General features: G+C 41.9%; 16 protein-coding genes. 13 read left to right on the forward strand and 3 right to left on the reverse strand.

Going from position 1 to position 20,589, the window contains the following annotated elements:
• Positions 1-77 precede the first annotated feature (77 nt).
• The 5 genes from ACHCNF_RS16790 (at position 78) to ACHCNF_RS16810 (ending at position 7,865) form a co-directional block, all read left to right on the forward strand.
• Positions 78-2,147, forward strand: a complete 2,070-nt coding sequence (locus tag ACHCNF_RS16790; RefSeq protein WP_408072608.1) for a helix-turn-helix transcriptional regulator — start codon at positions 78-80, stop codon at positions 2,145-2,147.
• A 438-nt stretch (positions 2,148-2,585) separates the two neighbouring features.
• Positions 2,586-3,590: an ABC transporter permease gene (locus ACHCNF_RS16795; RefSeq protein WP_408072609.1), complete on the forward strand. Its 1,005-nt coding sequence runs from the start codon at positions 2,586-2,588 to the stop codon at positions 3,588-3,590.
• A 15-nt stretch (positions 3,591-3,605) separates the two neighbouring features.
• The gene (locus tag ACHCNF_RS16800; RefSeq protein ID WP_408072610.1) at positions 3,606-4,505 is read left to right on the forward strand and encodes a carbohydrate ABC transporter permease; all 900 of its coding nucleotides are present in this window, start codon (positions 3,606-3,608) and stop codon (positions 4,503-4,505) included.
• A gap of 78 nt (positions 4,506-4,583) precedes the next feature.
• Positions 4,584-6,221, forward strand: coding sequence for an extracellular solute-binding protein (locus ACHCNF_RS16805; RefSeq protein WP_408072611.1), 1,638 nt, complete (start codon positions 4,584-4,586; stop codon positions 6,219-6,221).
• 93 nt (positions 6,222-6,314) lie between these two features.
• The gene (locus ACHCNF_RS16810) at positions 6,315-7,865 is read left to right on the forward strand and encodes a carboxylesterase/lipase family protein (protein ID WP_408072612.1); all 1,551 of its coding nucleotides are present in this window, start codon (positions 6,315-6,317) and stop codon (positions 7,863-7,865) included.
• Here ACHCNF_RS16810 and ACHCNF_RS16815 read toward each other — a convergent pair.
• Positions 7,862-8,623, reverse strand: coding sequence for an acyltransferase domain-containing protein (locus ACHCNF_RS16815; protein WP_408072613.1), 762 nt, complete (start codon positions 8,621-8,623; stop codon positions 7,862-7,864). The two genes, ACHCNF_RS16810 and ACHCNF_RS16815, sit on opposite strands and share 4 nt — an antisense overlap.
• Positions 8,624-8,687: 64 nt before the next feature.
• Between ACHCNF_RS16815 and ACHCNF_RS16820 the strand changes: the two genes are divergently transcribed.
• The 5 genes from ACHCNF_RS16820 to msrA all read left to right on the forward strand — a co-directional run bounded on the left by ACHCNF_RS16820 (position 8,688) and on the right by msrA (position 14,691).
• Complete coding sequence (locus ACHCNF_RS16820; protein WP_408072614.1) at positions 8,688-10,328, forward strand: beta-N-acetylhexosaminidase; 1,641 nt, start codon at positions 8,688-8,690, stop codon at positions 10,326-10,328.
• Positions 10,329-10,503: 175 nt separating this feature from the next.
• On the forward strand, positions 10,504-13,068 hold the full coding sequence (locus ACHCNF_RS16825) for a glycoside hydrolase family 3 protein (RefSeq protein WP_408072615.1): 2,565 nt from the start codon (positions 10,504-10,506) through the stop codon (positions 13,066-13,068).
• Positions 13,069-13,208: 140 nt separating this feature from the next.
• Entirely contained in the window at positions 13,209-13,586 is a 378-nt protein-coding gene (locus tag ACHCNF_RS16830) for a NusG domain II-containing protein (protein ID WP_408072616.1), read from the forward strand.
• 24 nt (positions 13,587-13,610) lie between these two features.
• Entirely contained in the window at positions 13,611-14,108 is a 498-nt protein-coding gene (locus ACHCNF_RS16835; RefSeq protein WP_408072617.1) for a Gx transporter family protein, read from the forward strand.
• Positions 14,109-14,187: 79 nt separating this feature from the next.
• The gene (gene msrA, locus ACHCNF_RS16840) at positions 14,188-14,691 is read left to right on the forward strand and encodes a peptide-methionine (S)-S-oxide reductase MsrA (RefSeq protein WP_408072618.1); all 504 of its coding nucleotides are present in this window, start codon (positions 14,188-14,190) and stop codon (positions 14,689-14,691) included.
• Positions 14,692-14,746: 55 nt separating this feature from the next.
• Here msrA and ACHCNF_RS16845 read toward each other — a convergent pair whose 3' ends face one another.
• Entirely contained in the window at positions 14,747-15,949 is a 1,203-nt protein-coding gene (locus ACHCNF_RS16845) for a serine hydrolase domain-containing protein (RefSeq protein WP_408072619.1), read from the reverse strand.
• 15 nt (positions 15,950-15,964) lie between these two features.
• Entirely contained in the window at positions 15,965-17,137 is a 1,173-nt protein-coding gene (locus tag ACHCNF_RS16850; protein WP_408072620.1) for a serine hydrolase domain-containing protein, read from the reverse strand.
• Between the two features lie 211 nt (positions 17,138-17,348).
• Here ACHCNF_RS16850 and ACHCNF_RS16855 point away from each other — a divergent pair, with 211 nt between their 5' ends.
• Genes ACHCNF_RS16855 through ACHCNF_RS16865 form a run of 3 tightly spaced genes read left to right on the forward strand, consistent with a single transcriptional unit; the run spans position 17,349 to position 20,581 of the window.
• A complete protein-coding gene (locus tag ACHCNF_RS16855) occupies positions 17,349-18,512 on the forward strand; it encodes a serine hydrolase domain-containing protein (protein WP_408072621.1) in 1,164 nt (387 codons plus the stop codon).
• A gap of 22 nt (positions 18,513-18,534) precedes the next feature.
• Positions 18,535-19,776 (forward strand): MFS transporter, encoded by a 1,242-nt coding sequence (locus tag ACHCNF_RS16860; protein WP_408072622.1) that lies wholly within the window; start codon positions 18,535-18,537, stop codon positions 19,774-19,776.
• Positions 19,757-20,581, forward strand: coding sequence for an alpha/beta hydrolase (locus ACHCNF_RS16865; RefSeq protein WP_408072623.1), 825 nt, complete (start codon positions 19,757-19,759; stop codon positions 20,579-20,581). The genes ACHCNF_RS16860 and ACHCNF_RS16865 overlap by 20 nt, the downstream gene beginning before the upstream one ends.
• Positions 20,582-20,589 lie beyond the last annotated feature (8 nt).

The following is a 20,589-nucleotide window of genomic DNA, read 5'->3' on the forward strand; positions in this document are numbered from 1 at the left end:
GAGGAGTGAATTCTCACGATGGAGCTTGTTAAAGATGACAGTATGACGGAATATTTTTCAGAAGGATCCCGCTACAGATGATTGACAGACTAAGAAAATATTTTGAATATCGTCCGATTTTACTTAAATGGATTATAACAGGGCTGATTATAGTATTGGTTACAGGTCTTGTTATGATTTTTTCTGCATTTTTCATGGTTAATCAGATGTATCATAAAGAAGAGGCACTTTGGGCGCAGACATTAGGCGAAAATGATGCAAAGCTTAACGGGGTATACAAGGAGGTAGTCAATGGATCGCAAACGCTTCTTGGGAGCAATCAGGTTAAGGCGACTATAGCAAGGGGAGACGAGTCTGTTGAGGACCGCATGCGTATCTCTGAGATCAACCGCATGATAAATGAGTATCTGGCTGTTCATTCATCCTTTGGAGAGGTGTTTCTGTTTTTTCCATCGCAGGAGCCCATGGCTGTTCTGACAGATACTGAATATATAAAGGTATCAGATGATATGCCCTATGTGTCAAATCTTGATATGCATGCTGACTATAATCAGATTCTATTTACGGGAGATACATATAGCAAATTTAAGATTGCCGGTCCTGAAAATGACAGACAGCTCTATTATTCCATGTCGAAGTCTTTTTCTGACCCGTTTGAAAAGCAGGAGGCGGTTCTCCTTATCAAACTTTCAAAAAGCTATCTGATGTCAGAAGTATCGGACTCTTCAGAATTTTTACTTGTTTCAGAGGACGGTTCTTTTATTCAGCTGGGTAATGAACAATTTAGTGATGAATTCCTTTCAGAATGCCTACTGGTAGAAGGGCACAAAAAGATATCAGGGAGACCGGTTTATACAACAAAAACCAATTCGTATGGAATGAGGCTGATAGCAATCCTTCAGCCCGGGACGATTGAAAATACGATGAAGCCCTTCATTATAGGGGTGATAATCTATTTTATAACCGTAATGCTTGTGGCTGCTGTGGGGGTGACCTATTTCATGAGAAGACAATATGCGCCCATTGAGCATCTGCTGAAATTTATGGATGAGCGCAGTGTACTTCATCCGGCTGTGGACGAAAAGACAGAGAACGAGTTTAAACGTATAGAGGAAAGCATAGTAAAAACTGTCGGTGAGATAAAAGGGTCAAAGGAAGTAATTGAGAAATTCAAGTCAGACAACGAAAACAGGCTTGTAAACCTTCTTAATTACGGAAGGGATCCTTTTAACGACGAAGAGGATAGGGACGTCAGATATGTTGTTGTTTCTTATGACATAGACAATCCGACAGGTGAAGTTTTTGAACAGATAGAGAGAGATCAGGTCTGGTTTATCATACATAATGTATCGGAGGAGCTGATTGGAACTGAACATCTACTGGCGACGGGTGGCCTTGCTCATTGGTTTTACAATATTGTACAGCTCACGGGAGAAAATGATATTACACCTGCGGAGCTCTCAAGGCAGCTGAATACGGTATGTACTTTCATACGAGAAAAATTCAATATTGCGCTTGTAGCCAATGTATCTGATCCTCACCATGGGAAAAAGGGCATCCCGGATGCACATAAGGAATCCATGATTGTCAGAGAATACAGAATATATGTAGGAACATTGCAAAATGTAGCCTACTACAGAGAGCTGTCTCTTGATGATGATGCCAAGGAAACACTTACTTCCTGGGACCAGATGGAACAGGTTCAGAATATGTACAGGCTTCATAGACCGGACGAAGCAAGCAATATGTTAAACGGACTTGTTTCTGCAGCTATTGAGACCAGGCGTGTAGAAAAAGAAATGAAGCCGGAACCGGATCGCAGCGGTAAAAGTGTAAATCTGGTGGAAAAAGCCAGGGAAATAGTAGATATGGATTATGCCAACAAGGATATGAATGTAAACAGCATCGCAGATGAGCTTGAAGTCAATAATTCGTATCTTTCCAGGACATTTAAGCAGATTTATAACGTGGGAATGCTGGAATATATAAATAATGTGCGACTTAATAACGCTGAAATCCTTTTAGAGCAAGGGGTTACGGTAAAAGAAGCCGCTGACAGAGTAGGGTTTAGCACTCCGAGACCGCTTATCAGATGTTTCAGGGAACGGCATGGAATAACTCCGGGTGAGTTCTACAAATCAAAGTAACTTATCAGTTTAAGAATTTAAGTACCTAAGACTCTCAAAATAAAAATGCTTTGAGAGTCTTTTATATTGTGAATAAGGGCGCTGATACACATTTTTTACTATGTACGATTTTTTACATAGGTAAAAAATTGACTCATAAAAATCATAAATCGGTTCTTTTTTTCAGGTATGGTACAACGATATACTACACCTAGTGTAGCTGTTTTATATTAACTCGACCATATGCTTGCTATAATTTGAATCTACTGCGTTGTCATCAGTCGTCGATGGACGCCCATCGACTCCTTCTTCCGCCTTGTAGATTACAAATCATAGCTAAGCAATATAGTCGAGAAATATAAAAACAACTACACTAGAAGGTAACAAATATTTCCCCTATAAATGAGTGGACGTTGTAGGGAACGTCTGAGGGAGGACAAAAGGAAAGGGAGTTACGAGATGGAGTTAGCAATGGATCAGAAAATCGGAACTAAGAAAAAAGAAAGGGTTGAGATACCAACGTCTGGATATGTCGAACATGCAGGCTTTCGTGGATTTCTTCATAATCTGAAGATCGATATCCAGAGGAATAAAGTAATATATCTCATGTGTATTCCTATAGTCACATGGTACATAATTTTCCACTATATACCGATGGCAGGCATTGTAATGGCATTTCAGAAATATACACCTGCACTTGGTATAACCGGAAGTCCATGGGTGGGGCTTGATAATTTTGTAAGATTTTTTACCGGACCATATTTTGGAAGACTGTTGAGAAATACGACTGTTATAGGTGTTCTTGATGTATTGTTTGGATTTCCGGCGCCGATCATTTTCGCGCTGCTTCTTAATGAAGTAAAAACAGCTTTTTATAAGAAAACAATACAGACAGTGTCATATATGCCTTACTTTATATCAATGGTTGTTGTCTGTGGTCTAATCGTAGATTTTACTCAGAGCGGAGGACTTGTAGCAAATCTGGTAGCTGCTGTTACACATACAGAGGTTACAAACCTTTTGGCTGATCCCAAAAACTACTGGGCTATACATATTATTTCCAATATCTGGCAGGGAATGGGATATGGATCAATCATCTATATTGCGGCACTTTCAGGTGTGGATCAGGAGCTTTATGAAGCAGCTGTTATTGATGGTGCAAGCCGATGGGCAAGATGCATACATATAACGATTCCTTCCATCATGCCTACTATCATGATAATGCTCATTTTGAGAATGGGATCACTTTTACAGGTAGGAGCAGACAAGATACTTCTGTTGTATACACCTGCTACATATGAGACAGCAGATGTTATAAGTACTTACATTTACAGATGTGGTCTTCAGCAGTATGATTACGGATTCTCAACGGCAGTAGGTTTATTCAACTCAATCATAGGTACAGCGTTCCTTCTTATAACAAACACTATATCCAGAAAGTATACAGAATCAAGTCTGTTCTGATCAGGGAGGTTAACAATGGTAGTAAAGAAAACAATCGGGGACTATATCTTCGACACTTTGAATTATATATTACTTGGAATCATAGCTTTTATCTGCGTGGTTCCCATAGTGCATGTTATTATGGCATCTGTGTCTGAGCCGGCACTTGTTGACAAGGCATCAAGCTTTATACTTCATCCGCTTGGAAAGCCATCGCTTAACGCTTACAAGATTATCATGAGATATAAAAATATCTGGATTGGCTATAAAAACACACTGATCTATGTTGTCGCTCAGTGCATTATAACAAGTATTCTAAGTGTTATAGCAGGATATATCACATCAAGAAAAAGATTCCGCTATCGCAATGCACTCATGATGTTTCTTGCATTTACCATGCTTTTCAACGGAGGAATGATACCGACATACATGGTAGTAAATAAGCTTGGACTTCTTAATACCAGAGCAGCTCTTCTTATTCCTCAGGCTATGGGTGTTTTCTATATCATCATCATGAGAACAGCCATACAGGCCATTCCTGATTCCCTGGAAGAATCAGCGAGAATAGACGGAGCAGGTGAGCTTACGATCATGTTTAATATCATCCTGCCTCTTTGCAAGGCAACCTTTGCAGTAATTATTCTGTTTATTGCAGTAGGAAAATGGAATGAATGGTTTTCGGCACTGCTTTATCTTCCCACAGGAAGAGATTTATATCCGCTTCAGATGTTTATGAGAGAAATCCTGATATCCGCCACAAACTCAACCTCTTCGGTTACGGCAAATGCAGGAGATCTTATGGATAATGCTCAGATGTACAAAACACTTGTAAAATACGGTGCAATCGTGGTTTCCACACTGCCCATCCTGGCTGTATATCCTTTCTGCCAGAAATACTTTGTAACAGGTGTAATGGTTGGTTCTGTCAAAGGTTGATGCCGCAAGGAACACCGGCAACTATTGTTAATAACCCTTGGGGGGTTACGATAAATATATCTTATAGGAGGATTTTTAATGAAAAAGAAGGTAGTAGCAGTATTGCTGACAGCAGCTATGTTAGTTGGAACAATAGCAGGTTGCGGAAAAAGCGCAGGGGGTAGTGAAGCAAAGGATGCAGGTTCGGGAGCTGTGGAAACTACAGCGGATTCAGGTGAATGGACATGGCCTTTATCTGAGAAGAAGGAGCTCAGCATATGGATCGTCTGGAGCAATGACTATGTAGAAGACCCCAATGAGCTTAAGGGAATCCAGAAAATGGAAGAGCTCACAAATGTACATGTTAACTGGCAGGTAGTAGATGCTGCATCAGCACAGGAACAGTTCGGACTTATGCTTGCATCAGGAGAATATCCCGATATCATCCGTGAAGTAGGAACTTATTATCCCGGCGGAACAGAGAAGGGTGTACAGGACGGAGTACTTGCAGATCTGACAGATGTAGCTGAAAAGTATATGCCTAACTATACAGCACTCAGAAAGAGCAATCCCGAACTTGAGAAAGATACTCTTACCGATGAAGGCAAGATGGTTGGCACACGCACGATCACTTCTTACTTCGGAGATATAGTTGGTGAGAGAGTATGGGCAGGTATGGCTCTTCGCGGAGACTGGCTTAAGGACCTTGGACTTGAGGTTCCCAGAACAATTGACCAGTGGGAAACAGTTCTTACTGCATTTAAGGAAAACTATCCGGAGTGTGAGGCACCTCTTATGATCGGTACAAACGGGTACGATTATTTCAGCCATTTCCTTTCAGCATACGGATGCCTTAGCGAGTTTTACAAGGATGGAGAAACAGTAAAATATGGTCCTCTTGAAGATGGTTACAAAGAGTGGCTTACACTTTTCCATGACTGGTATCAAAAGGGACTTATAGATCCTAACTTTATGACCAACAACGCAGATATGATGAGCCCTGCAGATTATATGGGAACAGGCAAAGCAGGTGCAGGTTGCCAGATCTGGGGTATGACATCTGATGTATTTAAGACACAGGGCTATAATACAGACGAAGATTTCAACATTGTAGCAACATCTGCTCCGGTTCTTAAGGAAGGTGATACACCCGAAATCGGATTTGCAACTTCTGATCTTGTCAAGGAAGAGGTTGGTATCTCTGCTACAACAAAGGATCTTGAGCTTGCTTGCAGATATCTTGATTTCTGGTACAGCCAGGAGGCTATGATGCTTGATTCACTTGGAATCGAAGGCGAATCATATGAAAAGGATGGCGACACATACCACCTTACAGATGCTATGCACAAGATGGTAGAGGATGGCAAGGTTAATACACTTGCAGAAGCAGTTTACACATATTCACTTGGAACATCTGACTTTGGTCTTTACAACTGGGGTATGTTCGATCCTATCTATGAGGGACAGGAAGCTCTTAAAGCATATGATGAGTTTAACAAGGATCAGTTTGATCTGTTGCTTCCCAGCTGCATGACATTAACAGATGCAGAAAATTCTGAGTATGTTACACTTTATACAGATATTCAGACTCTGGTAAGAGAGAACACAGTTAAGTTCATAACAGGCGAGCAGTCAATTGATGATTATGATGCATTCAGAGAGCAGCTTAAGACATATAACATTGACCGCTGCATTGAGCTCAAGCAGGCAGCTCTTGACCGTTACAATGCAAGATAAACAGAATAAAATATTATTTATGGATATGGGTAGGGGGAAGGAATTCCCTCTACTCATATTTGAGCAAAAAATATAGAAATGGGGATACGCAAAATGAAAATTTTTAAACAGGATGAATCTACAATTGTGAGCACCAAAGCAGGAAAACTTCAGGGATATTTCTACGACGGTGCATATATTTTTAAGGGCGTGCATTATGCTGAGGCAGAACGCTTTTGCCAGCCTACAGAGGTTGAGCCCTGGGAAGGCATAAAGGATGCAACTTCCTTTGGAATGGTATGTCCTCTGATGCATCAGGACACACCCAGAGGAGAGCTTATGGTCCCTCACGCATACTGGCCGATGGATGAACACTGCCAGAATCTCAATATCTGGTCTACGAAGCTTTGCAAGGATGCTAAGAAGCCTGTTATGGTTTGGCTTCACGGTGGCGGATTCTTTGCAGGATCATCTATAGAGCAGCTCTGCTATGATGGAGCAGCAATGGCAAAAGAGGGAGATGTGGTTGTAGTTACAATTAATCATCGCTTAAATATCCTTGGATACATGGATCTTTCTCCTTTTGGTGAAAAATATAAGAATTCAGGAAACTGCGGAAATGCTGATATGGTAGCAGCACTCAAGTGGGTTAAGGAAAATATTGCTGAATTCGGCGGAGATCCCGATAATGTAACTATTTTTGGACAGTCAGGCGGCGGAATGAAGGTTACTTCACTTATGCAGACACCTGAAGCTGACGGACTTTTCCATAAAGGAATCGTTATGAGCGGTGTCCTTGGAAAAGACTTCATGGACACAGGAAAAGGCGATGGCAGACCGATAGTTACTGCTATGCTCAAAGAGCTGGGACTTACAGAAAATGATGTAGAGAAGCTTGAAACTATTCCTTATGCGAGTTTGGTAGAGGCTTACGAAAAGGTAGTTGAGGATATTAAGAAGCAGGGACTTTACACAGGTATGTCGCCAATGATAAATGACTGGTACAAGGGCGAGCCGCAGTTCGTGGGCTTTACTGAGAATTCCAGGAAAATCCCGCTTATGGTAGGCAGTGTATTTGGAGAATTTGCATTTATGCCCCTTACCTTTGACAAGACAAAGATGACAGAGGAGGAGATGAGAGCAAAGGTTGCTGAGGTATTTGGAGATAAGGCTGATGAGCTTATTGAGAAATTCAAGAAAGCTTATCCGGATAAGAAGATAGTTGATCTTATTTCATATGATACTATTTTCCGCAAGCCTACAAGAGTCCTGATTGAAGAAGCAAGTAAGAGAACTGAAGCACCGGTTTATTCATACCTGTTTGCTCTTGAGTTCCCTATCCAACACAATAAGCCTGCATGGCACTGCTCCGATATAGCATTTTTCTTCCACAATATAGACCTTGTGCCGGTAGCAAATGTTCCCGGAGTTTCTGATAAGCTTCAGGAGCAGATATTCAAAGCGGTGATGAATTTTGCGAGAACAGGAAATCCTAATCACGATGAGCTTCCTGTATGGGAGGCATCAAAACCAGGTGATGAGGCTACTATGATCTTTGACAGAACCTGCGAATGCAGACACAATTTTGACGGTGAACTGGTAAATCTTCACTCAAGCATTATTCCAAAGTTCATGTTTGGCGGGGACGTGGAAATCCAGCATTAAAAGGGCCTTGCTAAAATACCTTTTGCAATGCCGACGTGACCACCGTCAAGAAGCAACTTTTTCATATTATGCTGAAGGGTAGTATCTTCGGGCAGATCCTCCAGGGATACGCTGTCCCAAAGTGCTCCCGGAATTTTGAAGACCCATTCGAGGCAGTCTTTGGCATCGGGATCATAATCCGTGATGTCGAAGGCTGCCTTAAATGCTATTATTCGTGAATCCGGTGGCAGTAGATCCTCAAGGGAAGGCGATAACAGCCAGGTTTCCACAACAATGGGATCCTGCTTACGTTCCGGATAATATTTTTCCCAAAAATCCCGTGCTTTTTGAACTGAACCGTTCAAAAGATCCGGGCTTAACTTTGCATCGGATGGAATGTGCAGATGTATGTATTTGTCATCACCATCCTCAAATTCATATTCCAATTCACCGATTCTGAACAGCTTTGCTCCTGCCTGCCTGGTAGTCCAGAAGGCTCTGTCAAAGCCATAGCTGTTATATGAATTGTAATGTTCATTCACAAATCTTGAAAAACATCCCATTGTAGCAATAAATATATCCTCCGGAAATGGTTTCCAATCACCCTCTTCGCGGCTTTTTAATGCCGTCAGAATATGTGACGTAAGCTCGTTTATTCCAGGAAAAGAAAAATTGCCGTTTTTTGCGCACACTAAGATATCATCCGTAACTTCCCTGGGCATACGGATTTTTTGAAGAAGTGATATGAGTGTTTTTTCATGAATTGTATCTAAGCTCATGTACCTATGGTATGATAGGCACAAGGATATGTCAAACTGTAAAAATAAGGACGGTATAACGAAAATGGGAATTAATAAATTAAAGGAATTGGGCGTCATGATTGACTGCTCACGCAATGCGGTGGTAAATCTTTCTGCCCTGAAAAAATTCATAAAGTTATGCGCTGATTTTAAGTATGATTATGTCGGACTTTACACAGAGGACACGATTGAGGTGGAAGGTGAGCCGTATTTTGGATACCAGAGGGGAAGATTATCTTCAGAGGAAATAAGGGAAGCGGATGAATATGCCCATGAGCTTGGGGTGGAGCTTCGTCCGTATATACAGACACTGGCGCACATCAACCAGATAGTGGACTATTCGGATTACATCAATTGCATAGATTTAAATGATATCCTTCTTGTTGATGATAAAAGAACGGAGCAGCTTCTGGATAATATTCTCAGAACCATATCTAAAGCTTATTCTTCAAAAATAGTCAATATCGGAATGGACGAGGCCCATATGCTGGGGCTTGGAAAATATCTGGAACTTCATGGCTATCAGGACAGAGTGGAGATTATGCTCAAGCACCTTGAAAAAGTTGTCTCACTATGCAAAAAGTATGGGCTAAAACCCCAGATGTGGAGCGATATGTTCTTTCGCCTTCTAAGCGGAGGAGAGTATGGAGCAGAGGGCGGCAAAGAGGCAGAAAAGCTATCGGCTAAACTAAGTGAAAAAATTAAAATACCTGAAGGGCTTGAGCTTGTTTACTGGGATTATTATAGTACAGATGAAAATCATTTTAAAAATATAATAGCACAGCACAAGGCGATCACATCTGATCTGTCCTTTGCAGGTGGCGCATGGAGATGGATGGGCTTTACACCATATAACAGCTACAGCATTTTATCCACCCGTGCTTCTGTCAGTGCCTGTTTACAGATGGACATCGACTCATATGTAATGACTTTGTGGGGAGATGACGGAACGGAATGCAGTATGTATGCGGTTCTTCCTGCTTTGTATGAGGCGGCTCTATGTGGAGGCAGGATCGATAAAGAAAATGCAACTGAGTCCTTCAAGAGTCTCACAGGGTATACCATGGAAGAGTTTATGCTTCTGGACATAGCAGACCCGGGATGCATGGATGAAAAGAAGAACAACCTCTCAAAGATACTGCTCTTTAATGATCCGCTTCTTGGGATTTTTGACAGTCTTGTTCCAGAAAATGCGAGAGAGTATTTTTCGGAGGCTGCGCAAAAGCTTAAGGATGTTATAAAAAATGAAAACAGGAAGTATGACTATTTGTTTGAGGCCCAGCAAAGGCTTTGTGATGTTCTTGCCTGCAAGGCAGATCTCGGTATAAGGATGAGAGATGCTTATAAGAGAAGGGATACTGATAAACTCGCTGCAATAAGGGATGAGATTCCTGTAATTGTTGAAAGGCTTGATGCGTTTTACAGATCGTTCAGGGAGCAGTGGCTTAAGGAGAATAAATCATTCGGTTTTGAGGTGCAGACAATAAGGATAGGCGGCTTAAAACAAAGACTTTTGGACATAGAACAGCTCCTTGATGCCTATCTTGGCGGCTTGGTCAAAGCAATTGAAGAACTTGAAGGAGAAGCACTGCCTGTAGGGTATGCTCTTCATGGTGCTTCTGATGCAGAGCCTGAATATAACAGGTATGAGAAGCTTGTAACTACAGCAAGGCTGACATGGTGATATGAAGTAGTATCAGAGAAGTTTATTTGAAATGGATATGTTTAAAGTAAAAAATAGCATGTGATAAAGTATAAAAATCAGTGATATCATATATTTAATGGACAAATACTATTATAAAATAAGCATGCTGAGTAAATCAGTATATTTATTTTAGGTATCAGGAGGCAATGATATTATGGGTATTTGGAGAGCTTCTAAAGAAGCTGATATGTCAAAAAGAGAAAAAGAACATATGGAAAAAGTGCGCAAATTTGCGCCTGAAGGAATGGTTCTTCTGGAGAATGACGGAACCATGCCATTAAATAGTGGTATAAAAAAGCTTGCACTTTTCGGTAACGGTGCACGTCACATGATAAAAGGCGGTAAGGGCTCAGGAGATGTTAACAGCAGAAATGTTGTGGGCATAGAGCAGGGACTTAAGGAAGCCGGACTTGAGATTGTTACCGGTGCATGGCTTGATAAGTACGATAAATGTGTTGAAGATGCCAAAAAGTCCTACAAAGAACATGTTCAGAAGGTTGTTGAGGAGACAGGTGATCCTATGATGGCATTTGCTCAGGCTTTCAGCAATCCTTATCATGATCCGGATATTCAGGTACTGGATGATTCCGATATGGCAGATGCAGATGCAGCTGTTTATGTTGTTGCAAGAGACTCTGGAGAAGGCGCAGACAGAAAGGCTGTAGCAGGTGACTATGAGCTTACGGAGAATGAAAAGGACACCATCAAAAGGCTGGCAGCTCATTATGACAAATTCGTTGTAGCTCTTAACGTTGGCGGAGTACTGGATACAAAGTTCCTCAGAGGAACCAAGGGTATCGGTGCTGTTCTTTTGATGAGCCAGGCAGGAAATGTTATCGGATCTGTTTTTGCAGATGTTCTTCTTGGAAAAGCAATTCCTTCAGGACACCTTGCTATGACATGGGCAGAGAATTATACAGATTATCCTTCACATGACACCTTCAGCTTTATGAATGGAGATCTTGATGATGAATTCTACAAAGAGGGTATCTATGTAGGATATCGTTATTTTGACAGTTTTGGTATTAAACCCGCATATCCCTTTGGATTTGGCAGAGCTTACACAGATTTTTCTATTGAGACCAAAGATATTTCACTGAAAGGTGAAGAGCTTATTGTTAATGTCGAAGTAAAAAATACCGGTGACAAATTCGATGGAAAACAGGTTGTTCAGCTGTACGTTTCAGCTCCTGACGGAAAAATCGAAAAGCCTGTAAAGGAGCTTAAGGCATTTGCAAAGACAAAGCTGCTTGCACCAGGAGAGAGCGATGTGCTTACTCTTAATGCTAAGGTTTCAGAGTTTGCATCATATGATGAGTCAAGAGCTTCATACGTTCTTGAAGCCGGAAAATACTTTATCAGAGTTGGTGAGAATGCATGTGATACGCACATTGTTGCAGCTATTGATGTTAAGGATGAGATCGTTACATACAAGTTATCCAACAGAATGAAGCCTGATACAGAGATACAGGAACTCTCAGCAAGGGGAGCAAAGCCTCTTACCTATGAAAAAGAGGACGCAGAGAAGGAATCTGCTAAAGCACTTACTCTTGAAGCAGGCGCTATTTCAACAGTGACTGCAGAATATGAAGGCGCTCCTGTTGAGCTTAAAAATGACGCTGCAGAGAAGCTGACCTTAGAGGATGTAAAGAATGGAAAAGCTACTCTTGATGATCTTCTTGGACAGCTTACAAGAGATGAAATGGCTGATCTGTGCGTAGGAACCGCAAGGGGAGGATTTGACCAGCAGACAGTAATTGGTAATGCATCTGCAGTAGTTCCCGGAGCAGCCGGTGATACAAGTACCTTAATGGTTAACGACAGAGGTGTTCATAATCTTGTTCTTGCTGATGGACCTGCAGGTCTTCGACTTACTCCTTATTTTGCAGTGGATGAGGAAAACAATATAATTCCCGAGCTTAGTGCAAGAGGCTTTGAATTTGTAGGCTTTGAGGGAATGGAAATGCCCAAGTCTGACATCAAGGGAGAGGTAACTAAGTATTATCAGTATTGTACAGCTATTCCGATCGCTACTATGCTTGCACAGACCTGGAATATGGATGTTGTTGAAGAAGCAGGCGATCTTGTAGGAGCTGAGTGCGAAGAATTCGGAGTTAATCTCTGGCTTGCTCCCGGAATGAACATCCAGAAGAATCCTCTTTGCGGAAGAAACTTTGAGTATTATTCAGAGGATCCCCTTCTTGCAGGATGCTGTGCCGCTGCAGATACAATAGGTGTTCAGAAGCACAAGGGCTGTGGCACGACTATCAAGCATTTTGCATGCAATAACCAGGAAGACAACAGAATGCATACAAATGCACATGTAAGCGAGAGAGCATTGAGAGAAATCTATCTTAAGGGCTTCGAGATTGCTGTTAAGAAATCACAGCCTCTTTCAATCATGACCAGCTACAACCTTGTAAACGGAATTCACACCGCAAATAACTACAACCTTCTGACAGCTATCTGCAGAAATGAGTGGGGATTCAAGGGAGTTATCATGACCGACTGGGGAACAACCGGAAATGACTGGTCCAGTAAGGAAGAGCACAAGTACGGCGAATCATCTGCCGCAGAATGCGTAAGATGCGGAAATGACCTCACAATGCCCGGTTCACAGAAGGATATAGACAATATCCTTGATAACGGTGTTACAAGAGCAGAGCTTCAGGCTTGTGCAAGACGTATCCTGAAGTGTGTGCTGGAGTGCAGATATTAATACGAAATAACTAAAAGGACGCATATTATTTTGCTATAGGCGTGGTCATTGCTCGCTTTGCGAGCGATGACCACGCCTTTATATACATGATATAAAAAACTATGATAAGATTGTAAGAAAATGTGAAAGATGCCTTAAAGATGAAGAAAAATGACATTATATTAATTACTGTTATTATTGCTATTGCTATTTTGAGTTTTTGGGGAATAAAGGCTTTTCAGAAGTATAATTCCGGAGGCCCTGCTGTTGCTGCAGTTACAATTGACGATAAAACATATGGAGAGTATCCGCTGTCAGAGGATATAGAGGAGAAAATTGAGCTTCCGGATGGGAACTATAACATACTTATTATATCTGATGGATACGCGCGTGTTGTTGAGGCTTCATGTCCTGATAAGATATGCGTGCATCACAGTCCTATCAGGTATCAGGGAGAAACTATCGTATGTTTGCCCAATAAGCTTGTAGTGGAGATAAAAGGTGGAGAGGATAATGGCCTGGATACATCAACTCACTGATACCGGGCTTTTATGGAACTAATGATGAATAACAAAAGAATTGCTTTTTTAGGACTGTTTGTGGCTTTGGCCTTTGTCCTTTCATATATTGAATACCTGCTTCCGCTTAACATAGGAATACCCGGAGCGAAAATAGGTATTGCTAACCTTGCAGTTATGGTGACTCTTTACACAATTGGTGAAAAGGACGCCATAGCTCTTTCTATCATAAGGGTTGTTCTTGTGGGACTTACTTTTGGTAATGTTTCCATGATGATGTATTCTCTTGCCGGTGCTGTTCTTTCTCTTATAGCTATGCTGATCGCCAAAAAGACCGGGAAGTTTTCCATGAGCGGAGTTAGTGTTCTTGGCGGAGTTTTTCATAATATCGGACAGATCATAGTGGCAATGTTCGTTCTTGAGACAGGAAGTCTGATCTACTATTTGCCATTCCTTATTGTGGTGGGAACTGTGTCCGGCGTTGTCATAGGCCTGGTTTCCAACATGATCGTGTTGAGAGTAAAAAAGGTATTTACATTTTAAACACAGATATGGGAGAATAACGAGATAGATATATCAAAATTAAATTGGATATAATTGGTAGCAACCGGAGGACTAAATAATGAAAGAAGCTTATTTTGCAGGCGGATGCTTTTGGTGCGTTACGCCTATTTACAAGATGTACGGTGTGGACCGCGTTATCTGCGGTTATGCCGGCGGAGATGAAGAAAATCCTACATATGAGCAGGTAAAACATCAGGAAACCGGTCACAGAGAGACAATAAAGCTTGTGTATGACCCTCGAAAAGTGCCTTATGATAAACTTCTGGATATATATTTTGCAAACGTGGATCCATTTGACGCGGAAGGTCAGTATATTGATAAAGGTTTTTCATATACCCTTGCGATTTTCTACATGGATGATGAGGAAAAGGCGCTTGTGACTGAAAAGATAAAGAGCATTGAACAGCAATCAGAAAGAAAAGTTCAGGTGGCGGTACTGCCATACAAGAATTTTTATGAAGCAGAGGAATATCATCAGGATTATTATCTGAAAAATCCTGAGGCTTTTGAAAAAGAACTGATAGAGTCCGGAAGGAAAAAATCCCAGCCCATCGGCGATTGATGAAGCTCAGCTCCAAGGCATCCATTCAGAAATGCTTGCCTTGGAGCTGTGATGTTTATGATAGCGAGCCATATGCAACTGCACGCATGCGCAGATGATGATAGAGCTCCAGATTTGGCTGAATATTATGCATGTAGACAATAGAGATGCCTCTTGAAGGATCTGCTTCAGCCCAGGTACCTGAACCACCGGTCCAGCCGAAGGATCCGGGAACGCCGTTATGAGCTCCCGCATACTGATCCATTAGGGTTCTCATACCATATCCGTAACCATAGCCAGCAAGATAGTCGTTGGAAAAATCTTTTTCAATCTGAGCATTAGTCAGGGTATTGGTTCTTATAAGATCGATAGTGGCTCTTCCCATTATCTGTTCATTTTTGTATTTTCCGCCATTAGCAAGCATCTGCATAAGGTGAGAATAATCGTTGCAGTTAGTTATTACTCTGGCAAAGCCTGATACAGTGCCGAGTTTTCCGACGGATTTAACGGCTATTTCATCATCAGGAATGTATAAAGCATCGCTGTCGGAGAGCTTTTTACCGGGCTTTAGGTAATAATTTCTGACAAGCCTTTCTTCCATATCACCTATGAGGAAATTGGCAGAAGTATTCATTTCCAGAGGATCAAAGAGCATTTCTTTAATAACTACCTCTGCGGGTTTTCTGCAGATTGCCTCCAGAAGACCGGCAGTAAGTTCGCTTGAAAATCCATACAAAAAGTGGGTTCCCGGCTCAAATGCGAGGGGAATTTCAGCCATTTTTTCGATTTCTTCCCTAAGAGAGTAGTGAGGGCGTGACTTAAGTTCTTCCATAGCTCTTGCCATGGCAGTTGAAGTGGGATGCTGAGTTGGGGCGTCGGCGCCAAGAAGCATGTGATAGGGCAGTCCCACAGTCATATTGAAGATATTTTTGATAGTCACGGGCTTTTCTGTAGGTACTATCTTGTAGCCGCCATCTGCGGTGGGAATGGCTTTCTTTGAGTCCTTCCACTCTGGAAAATACTCGTAGAGAGGGTCACTCATAAGGAATTTTCCCTGTTCGTAGAGCATCATTGCAGTGGTGTACATAGCAACCTTGGTAAGAGATGCCTGACGGAAAAGATGGGAGGCATTCAGCTTTACATTGTTTTCTTTATCTGCCCAGCCAAAGTAGTTTTCATATAGTGTTTCGCCTTTTTGACAGATTTGAATACCGCATCCCGGTAATCCATCGTCCACATATTTTTGAAGAAGTTTTTCCAAGTCTTTAAAGTTATTCATTGTGCTCCTCCCTGATTATTTAATAAGACCATATGAAACAGCACGAACCCTGTGATGAGTGTAGAGTTCATCATCAGGCATCAGATTGTGCATATATGTTATTGACACGCCATCCTCCGGATCAGCCTCACACCAGGTGCCAAAGCCACCGGTCCAGCCAAAGGATCCGAGGGCACCGCTGTGGTCACCGGCCCCTTTGTCGATCAATGTTCGAACACCATAGCCGTAACCGTAGCCCATCTCATAGGTATTTGCATAGTCGAGAAGCTGTTTCTCGCTAAGTCCGTTAGCTCTCATCATATTAATGGTTGTAGGAGATAATAGCCTTTTTCCTTTATAGATTCCGCCCTCAGACAGCATCTGCATCAGGTGACTGAAATCTTCTACAGTTGAGTACAACCGCGCCCAGCCCTGTTCGTGTTCGGCTCCCGGAATATGCTTGTCATCAAAGAAAGAATTCTTAAAAGGCACCGGCCCGTTATCTGACTGTCGATAAAGAGTTACAAGGCGCTTTTCGTGGTCGCCTTCAAATCTTGATCTGGTATCATTCATTTCAAGGGGATCAAAGATAAACTCCTTAAACACTTCATCTACAGGCTTATCTGTGATTGCTTCTATGAGAGCGCAGGCAAGCTCGCTTGAAAAACCGTAGATCCATTTCTCTCCGGGTTCACATGCAAGAACTGCTTCAGACATGGCCTTTACATGCTCTCTGTTGGTGAAATGGCCCTTCTCTATAAGTGGCTTCATGCATTTTTGCATGGATGTAAGCACCGGATTATCTGTAACTTCCTGAGAATTACAGTAGGGAAGACCGCATTTCATAGAGCATACGTCCCTGACAGTTATCGGCTTTTTAGCATCTACTATATGAATATAGCCATTTTCATCATGGTCGAATTTTTTCATGCTTTTCCATTCAGGAAGCCAGTCAGAGATGGGATCTGTCATAAGAAATTTCCCCTTCTCATACAGCATCATCATGGTAGTATAAAGTGGAATTTTTGACATTGAAGCTAAGCGGAAGATAGAAGAGGATGTGACAGGTGCGTGGTCTTCAATATCGGAATATCCGTGATATCCCTCATAAAGCACTTCGCCATTTTGTACAACCTTAAGCCCGCATCCGGGAATTCCCCTATCCAAAAAACTATCAAGCAGTCTATCGACATCAACAATATTAGACATAGAGCGCCCTCCCCAAAATAAAGAATATATATGTAAATAATTATAGATTGGCTAAAACGATAAAGCAATATCTAAAGATTGCTCTTTTGACAATAGACTTGATAAATGTTGCTTTTTAAAGGAAATATTACATTATTTTGAAAAATAATTATTGCATAAAAAGCTAAAACGTAATAGCATTAAGTCAAGAAACATTTAAGGGGGGATTCCAATGAGTAAATATCAGGATATTACAAAATTGTTAGATGGATTTGTAGAAAACGGCCTTCCGGGATGTGCGCTTTCATTTGCCAGGGATGGTGAAGTTTTATATGAACATTATGCCGGCTGCGATAACCTGGAAACGGGGCACAAGCTTGATGAGAATACTCTTTTCAGAATGATGTCAATGACGAAGGTTGTTGTGGTCACTGCCGGAATGATGCTTTATGAGCGTGGAAAATTCCTTCTGAATGACCCGCTATATAAATATTTCCCTGAATATGAAAATACGCAGGTCGTTGAATACGACGCAAACGGTAATTACACCTTAAGACCTGCAAAGAGCCCGATTCTTGTGAAGGATGCTTTCAGAATGAGCTGCGGTATGCCCTATGAATACGGAGAGAGTGTAACTGCCAGGGAGATGTTCAGAATAAAGCGGGAACTCGAGCAGAAATATGGCACCTATGATATTGAGACGGAAGTAGCAGCCATGGGGCAGGTTCCGATTGCGTTTGATCCCGGAACTCACTGGTTATATGGGTATGGGCACGACATTGTTTCGGGACTGATAGCAAGGCTTTCAGGCATGCCTACTTCTGAGTTTATAAAAAATGAAATACTTGATCCATTGGGGATGAAGGATACTTCCTACAGATTTCATGATGGTAATGAAAAGAGGCTGATACCTGTCTATCACCCTATTGGAGACGGCAAATGGGATGCTCAAAAAGGACTTTTGGATAAATATCACGCAGAGGATGCAAAGCTTGATAATGGCGGTGCCGGCTTGTATTCAACAATCCGTGATTATACTAAATTCGCTCAGATGCTTGCCAATGGTGGCTCGGCTAATGGAGAGCATATAATCGGCAGGAAAACCATAGACCTTATGAGACAGAATCAACTAAATAAAACTCAGCTTAAGGATTTTCAGAACTTTTATCTGGCAGGATATGGCTATGGGCTTGGGGTTAGAACACTTTTATCTCCTGCAGAGGGCAATTTTAATGCTTCATTTGGGGAGTTTGGCTGGACGGGAGCTTATGGAACCTACACATCCATCGATCCCAGTGAGAAATTTAGCCTTGTGTATATGCATCAGACAGATCCCAACAATGAAGAATACTATCATCTTCGCGTAAGGAATGCTGTATATGGATGCATAAACTAGCACCAGAAGGGAAGGAAAAACAATGATCACTAAAAAAACTGGAACAGGAAAAGGACCGGCCCTCTTTACACTGAGCTATTGTCTGCTAATTATTGTCAGCTTTATGACATCTCTTAGCTACAGCCTGATACAGACGCTTATAGCAACCTATGCAGTGGATCTTGGAGGAACACTTGCTGCGGCAGGAACGCTCACGGGGCTTTTCTCGACAGCGGCTATGATATTCAGACCTGCGGGTGGAGCTTTGTGCGATGAAAAAAATAAAAAGATAATATGCCTTGTTTCCACAATCCTTTTTGCCTTTGGATTCTTTGGATATGCGCTTTCGATGAATATGACAGCTCTTTTGATCTTCAGACTTCTTCACGGGGCAGCGTTCGGAGTAAGCGGTACCGCCAACATGGCGCTGGTGGCTGAGAGCATACCAAGGCAGAGAATGGGAGAAGGACTTGGCTATTATGGTGTAGGGCAGGTTGTATCTCAGATAATAGGCCCGGTTTTTGGTGTTGCCCTGCATGGCTACATTGGATTTAAAGCACTGTTTTTCCTTGTTGGATTTATCTGCTTTGGTGCTGTTGCAATTCTGGTACTTATTCCATATGAAAACAAAAGACAGGAAATTGAATCAAAGAGCATGGGCGCAGAGAAACAGAAATCCGGAAATCTTTTTGGAAGGCTTATAGCGGTAAACTGCATTATATATGCTCTTACTGCAGGAATGTTCTCGTTTATGAACGGCGTCACAAACTCGTTTCTGGTTATGGTTGGAGAGGAGAGAAGTATACCTCACATTGCCCTTTTCTTTACGGTTAACGCAGGATGCCTTTTTGTGGTGAGACTTCTTATGGGAAAAATTGCAGATGAAGCACCTCTTACCATGGTTGTTACAATTTCCTTGCTTGTAGGCTTTTCTTCGATGCTTATATTATCAAAAGCTGAAATACTTCCTGTAGTCCTTGTAGCTGCAGTTTTAAAAGCGCTTGGACAGGGTGTGGGGCAGATATCACTTCAATCCGCCTGCGTTAAAAGCGTAGATGAATCAAGAGTCGGAGTGGCGTCAAGTACCTATTATATAGGAGCAGATGTGGGCAACAGCCTTGGTCCGATAATAGGTGGAACAATATCGGGCGCATATGGTTATGCCACCATGTTTAGGGGAGTTGCATGGATAGCGGTTGCAATGATCGGAGTATTTCTTGTTTATGAATTAAGTTATGGGGCTAAAAAGCGGAAAGGGTTAAAAGATGGCTACGTTCAGGTTTAATTTTCGTTCAGAAGTATTGGGGATTTACACAAATGTCACAGTTACGCTGCCCACGGGGAACTACAGCTATAAAGAGGGTGATAAACCTTTGTATAAACCCGGAATGAAGTTTGCTACCTGTTATCTTTTGCACGGAGGCGGAGAGGATGACACAGTGCCCTATCGTTACTCGAATGTAGAGCTCTACGCAGAGAGAAATAATGTCATGACCGTTACGCCTTCTGTAAATGACAGCTTTTACATTGATACCAAATACGGCATGAAGTATTTTACCTATATTACAGAAGAGCTTCCGGTTGTTGTACGGAGCCTTTTCCCTTCATCGGAGAAAAGAGAGGACAACTTTGTAATGGGATATGCCATGGGCGGAAATGGCGCACTTTTAGCAGGAATAAGGAGACCTGATCTCTACAGTGCATGCATTGATCTGTCAGGTGGCATCGGCAGCACACTTGATACCGACTCACTTGTGGGGCAGCTTCGGGATATAAAAGGACTTGAAAAATTCCAGGGAGCTTTTGGCGCTGCAGAAGATATTCCGGGGAGCTCTTTGGATTTAGCAATTTATTTAAAAAAAGCTCTGGAAAATCATGTTGAACTTCCAAAATTATTCATTGCAGTTGGCAATGATGATTTCATAAGAGATGTAGTAAGAAAAGACAGGGATGTAATTCAAAAAGCCGGAATACCGCTTGTTTATGAGGAACCTGAAGGGTATGCCCACGACTGGAGATTCTGGGATGCATACATAGAAAAAGCATTTGACGAATGGATTCCTATACAAAATCGATTGACTTTTCAGTAGGTATAACG

This window comes from Butyrivibrio sp. NATIVEDY162 (assembly GCF_045999815.1).
GTDB lineage: Bacteria > Bacillota > Clostridia > Lachnospirales > Lachnospiraceae > Butyrivibrio.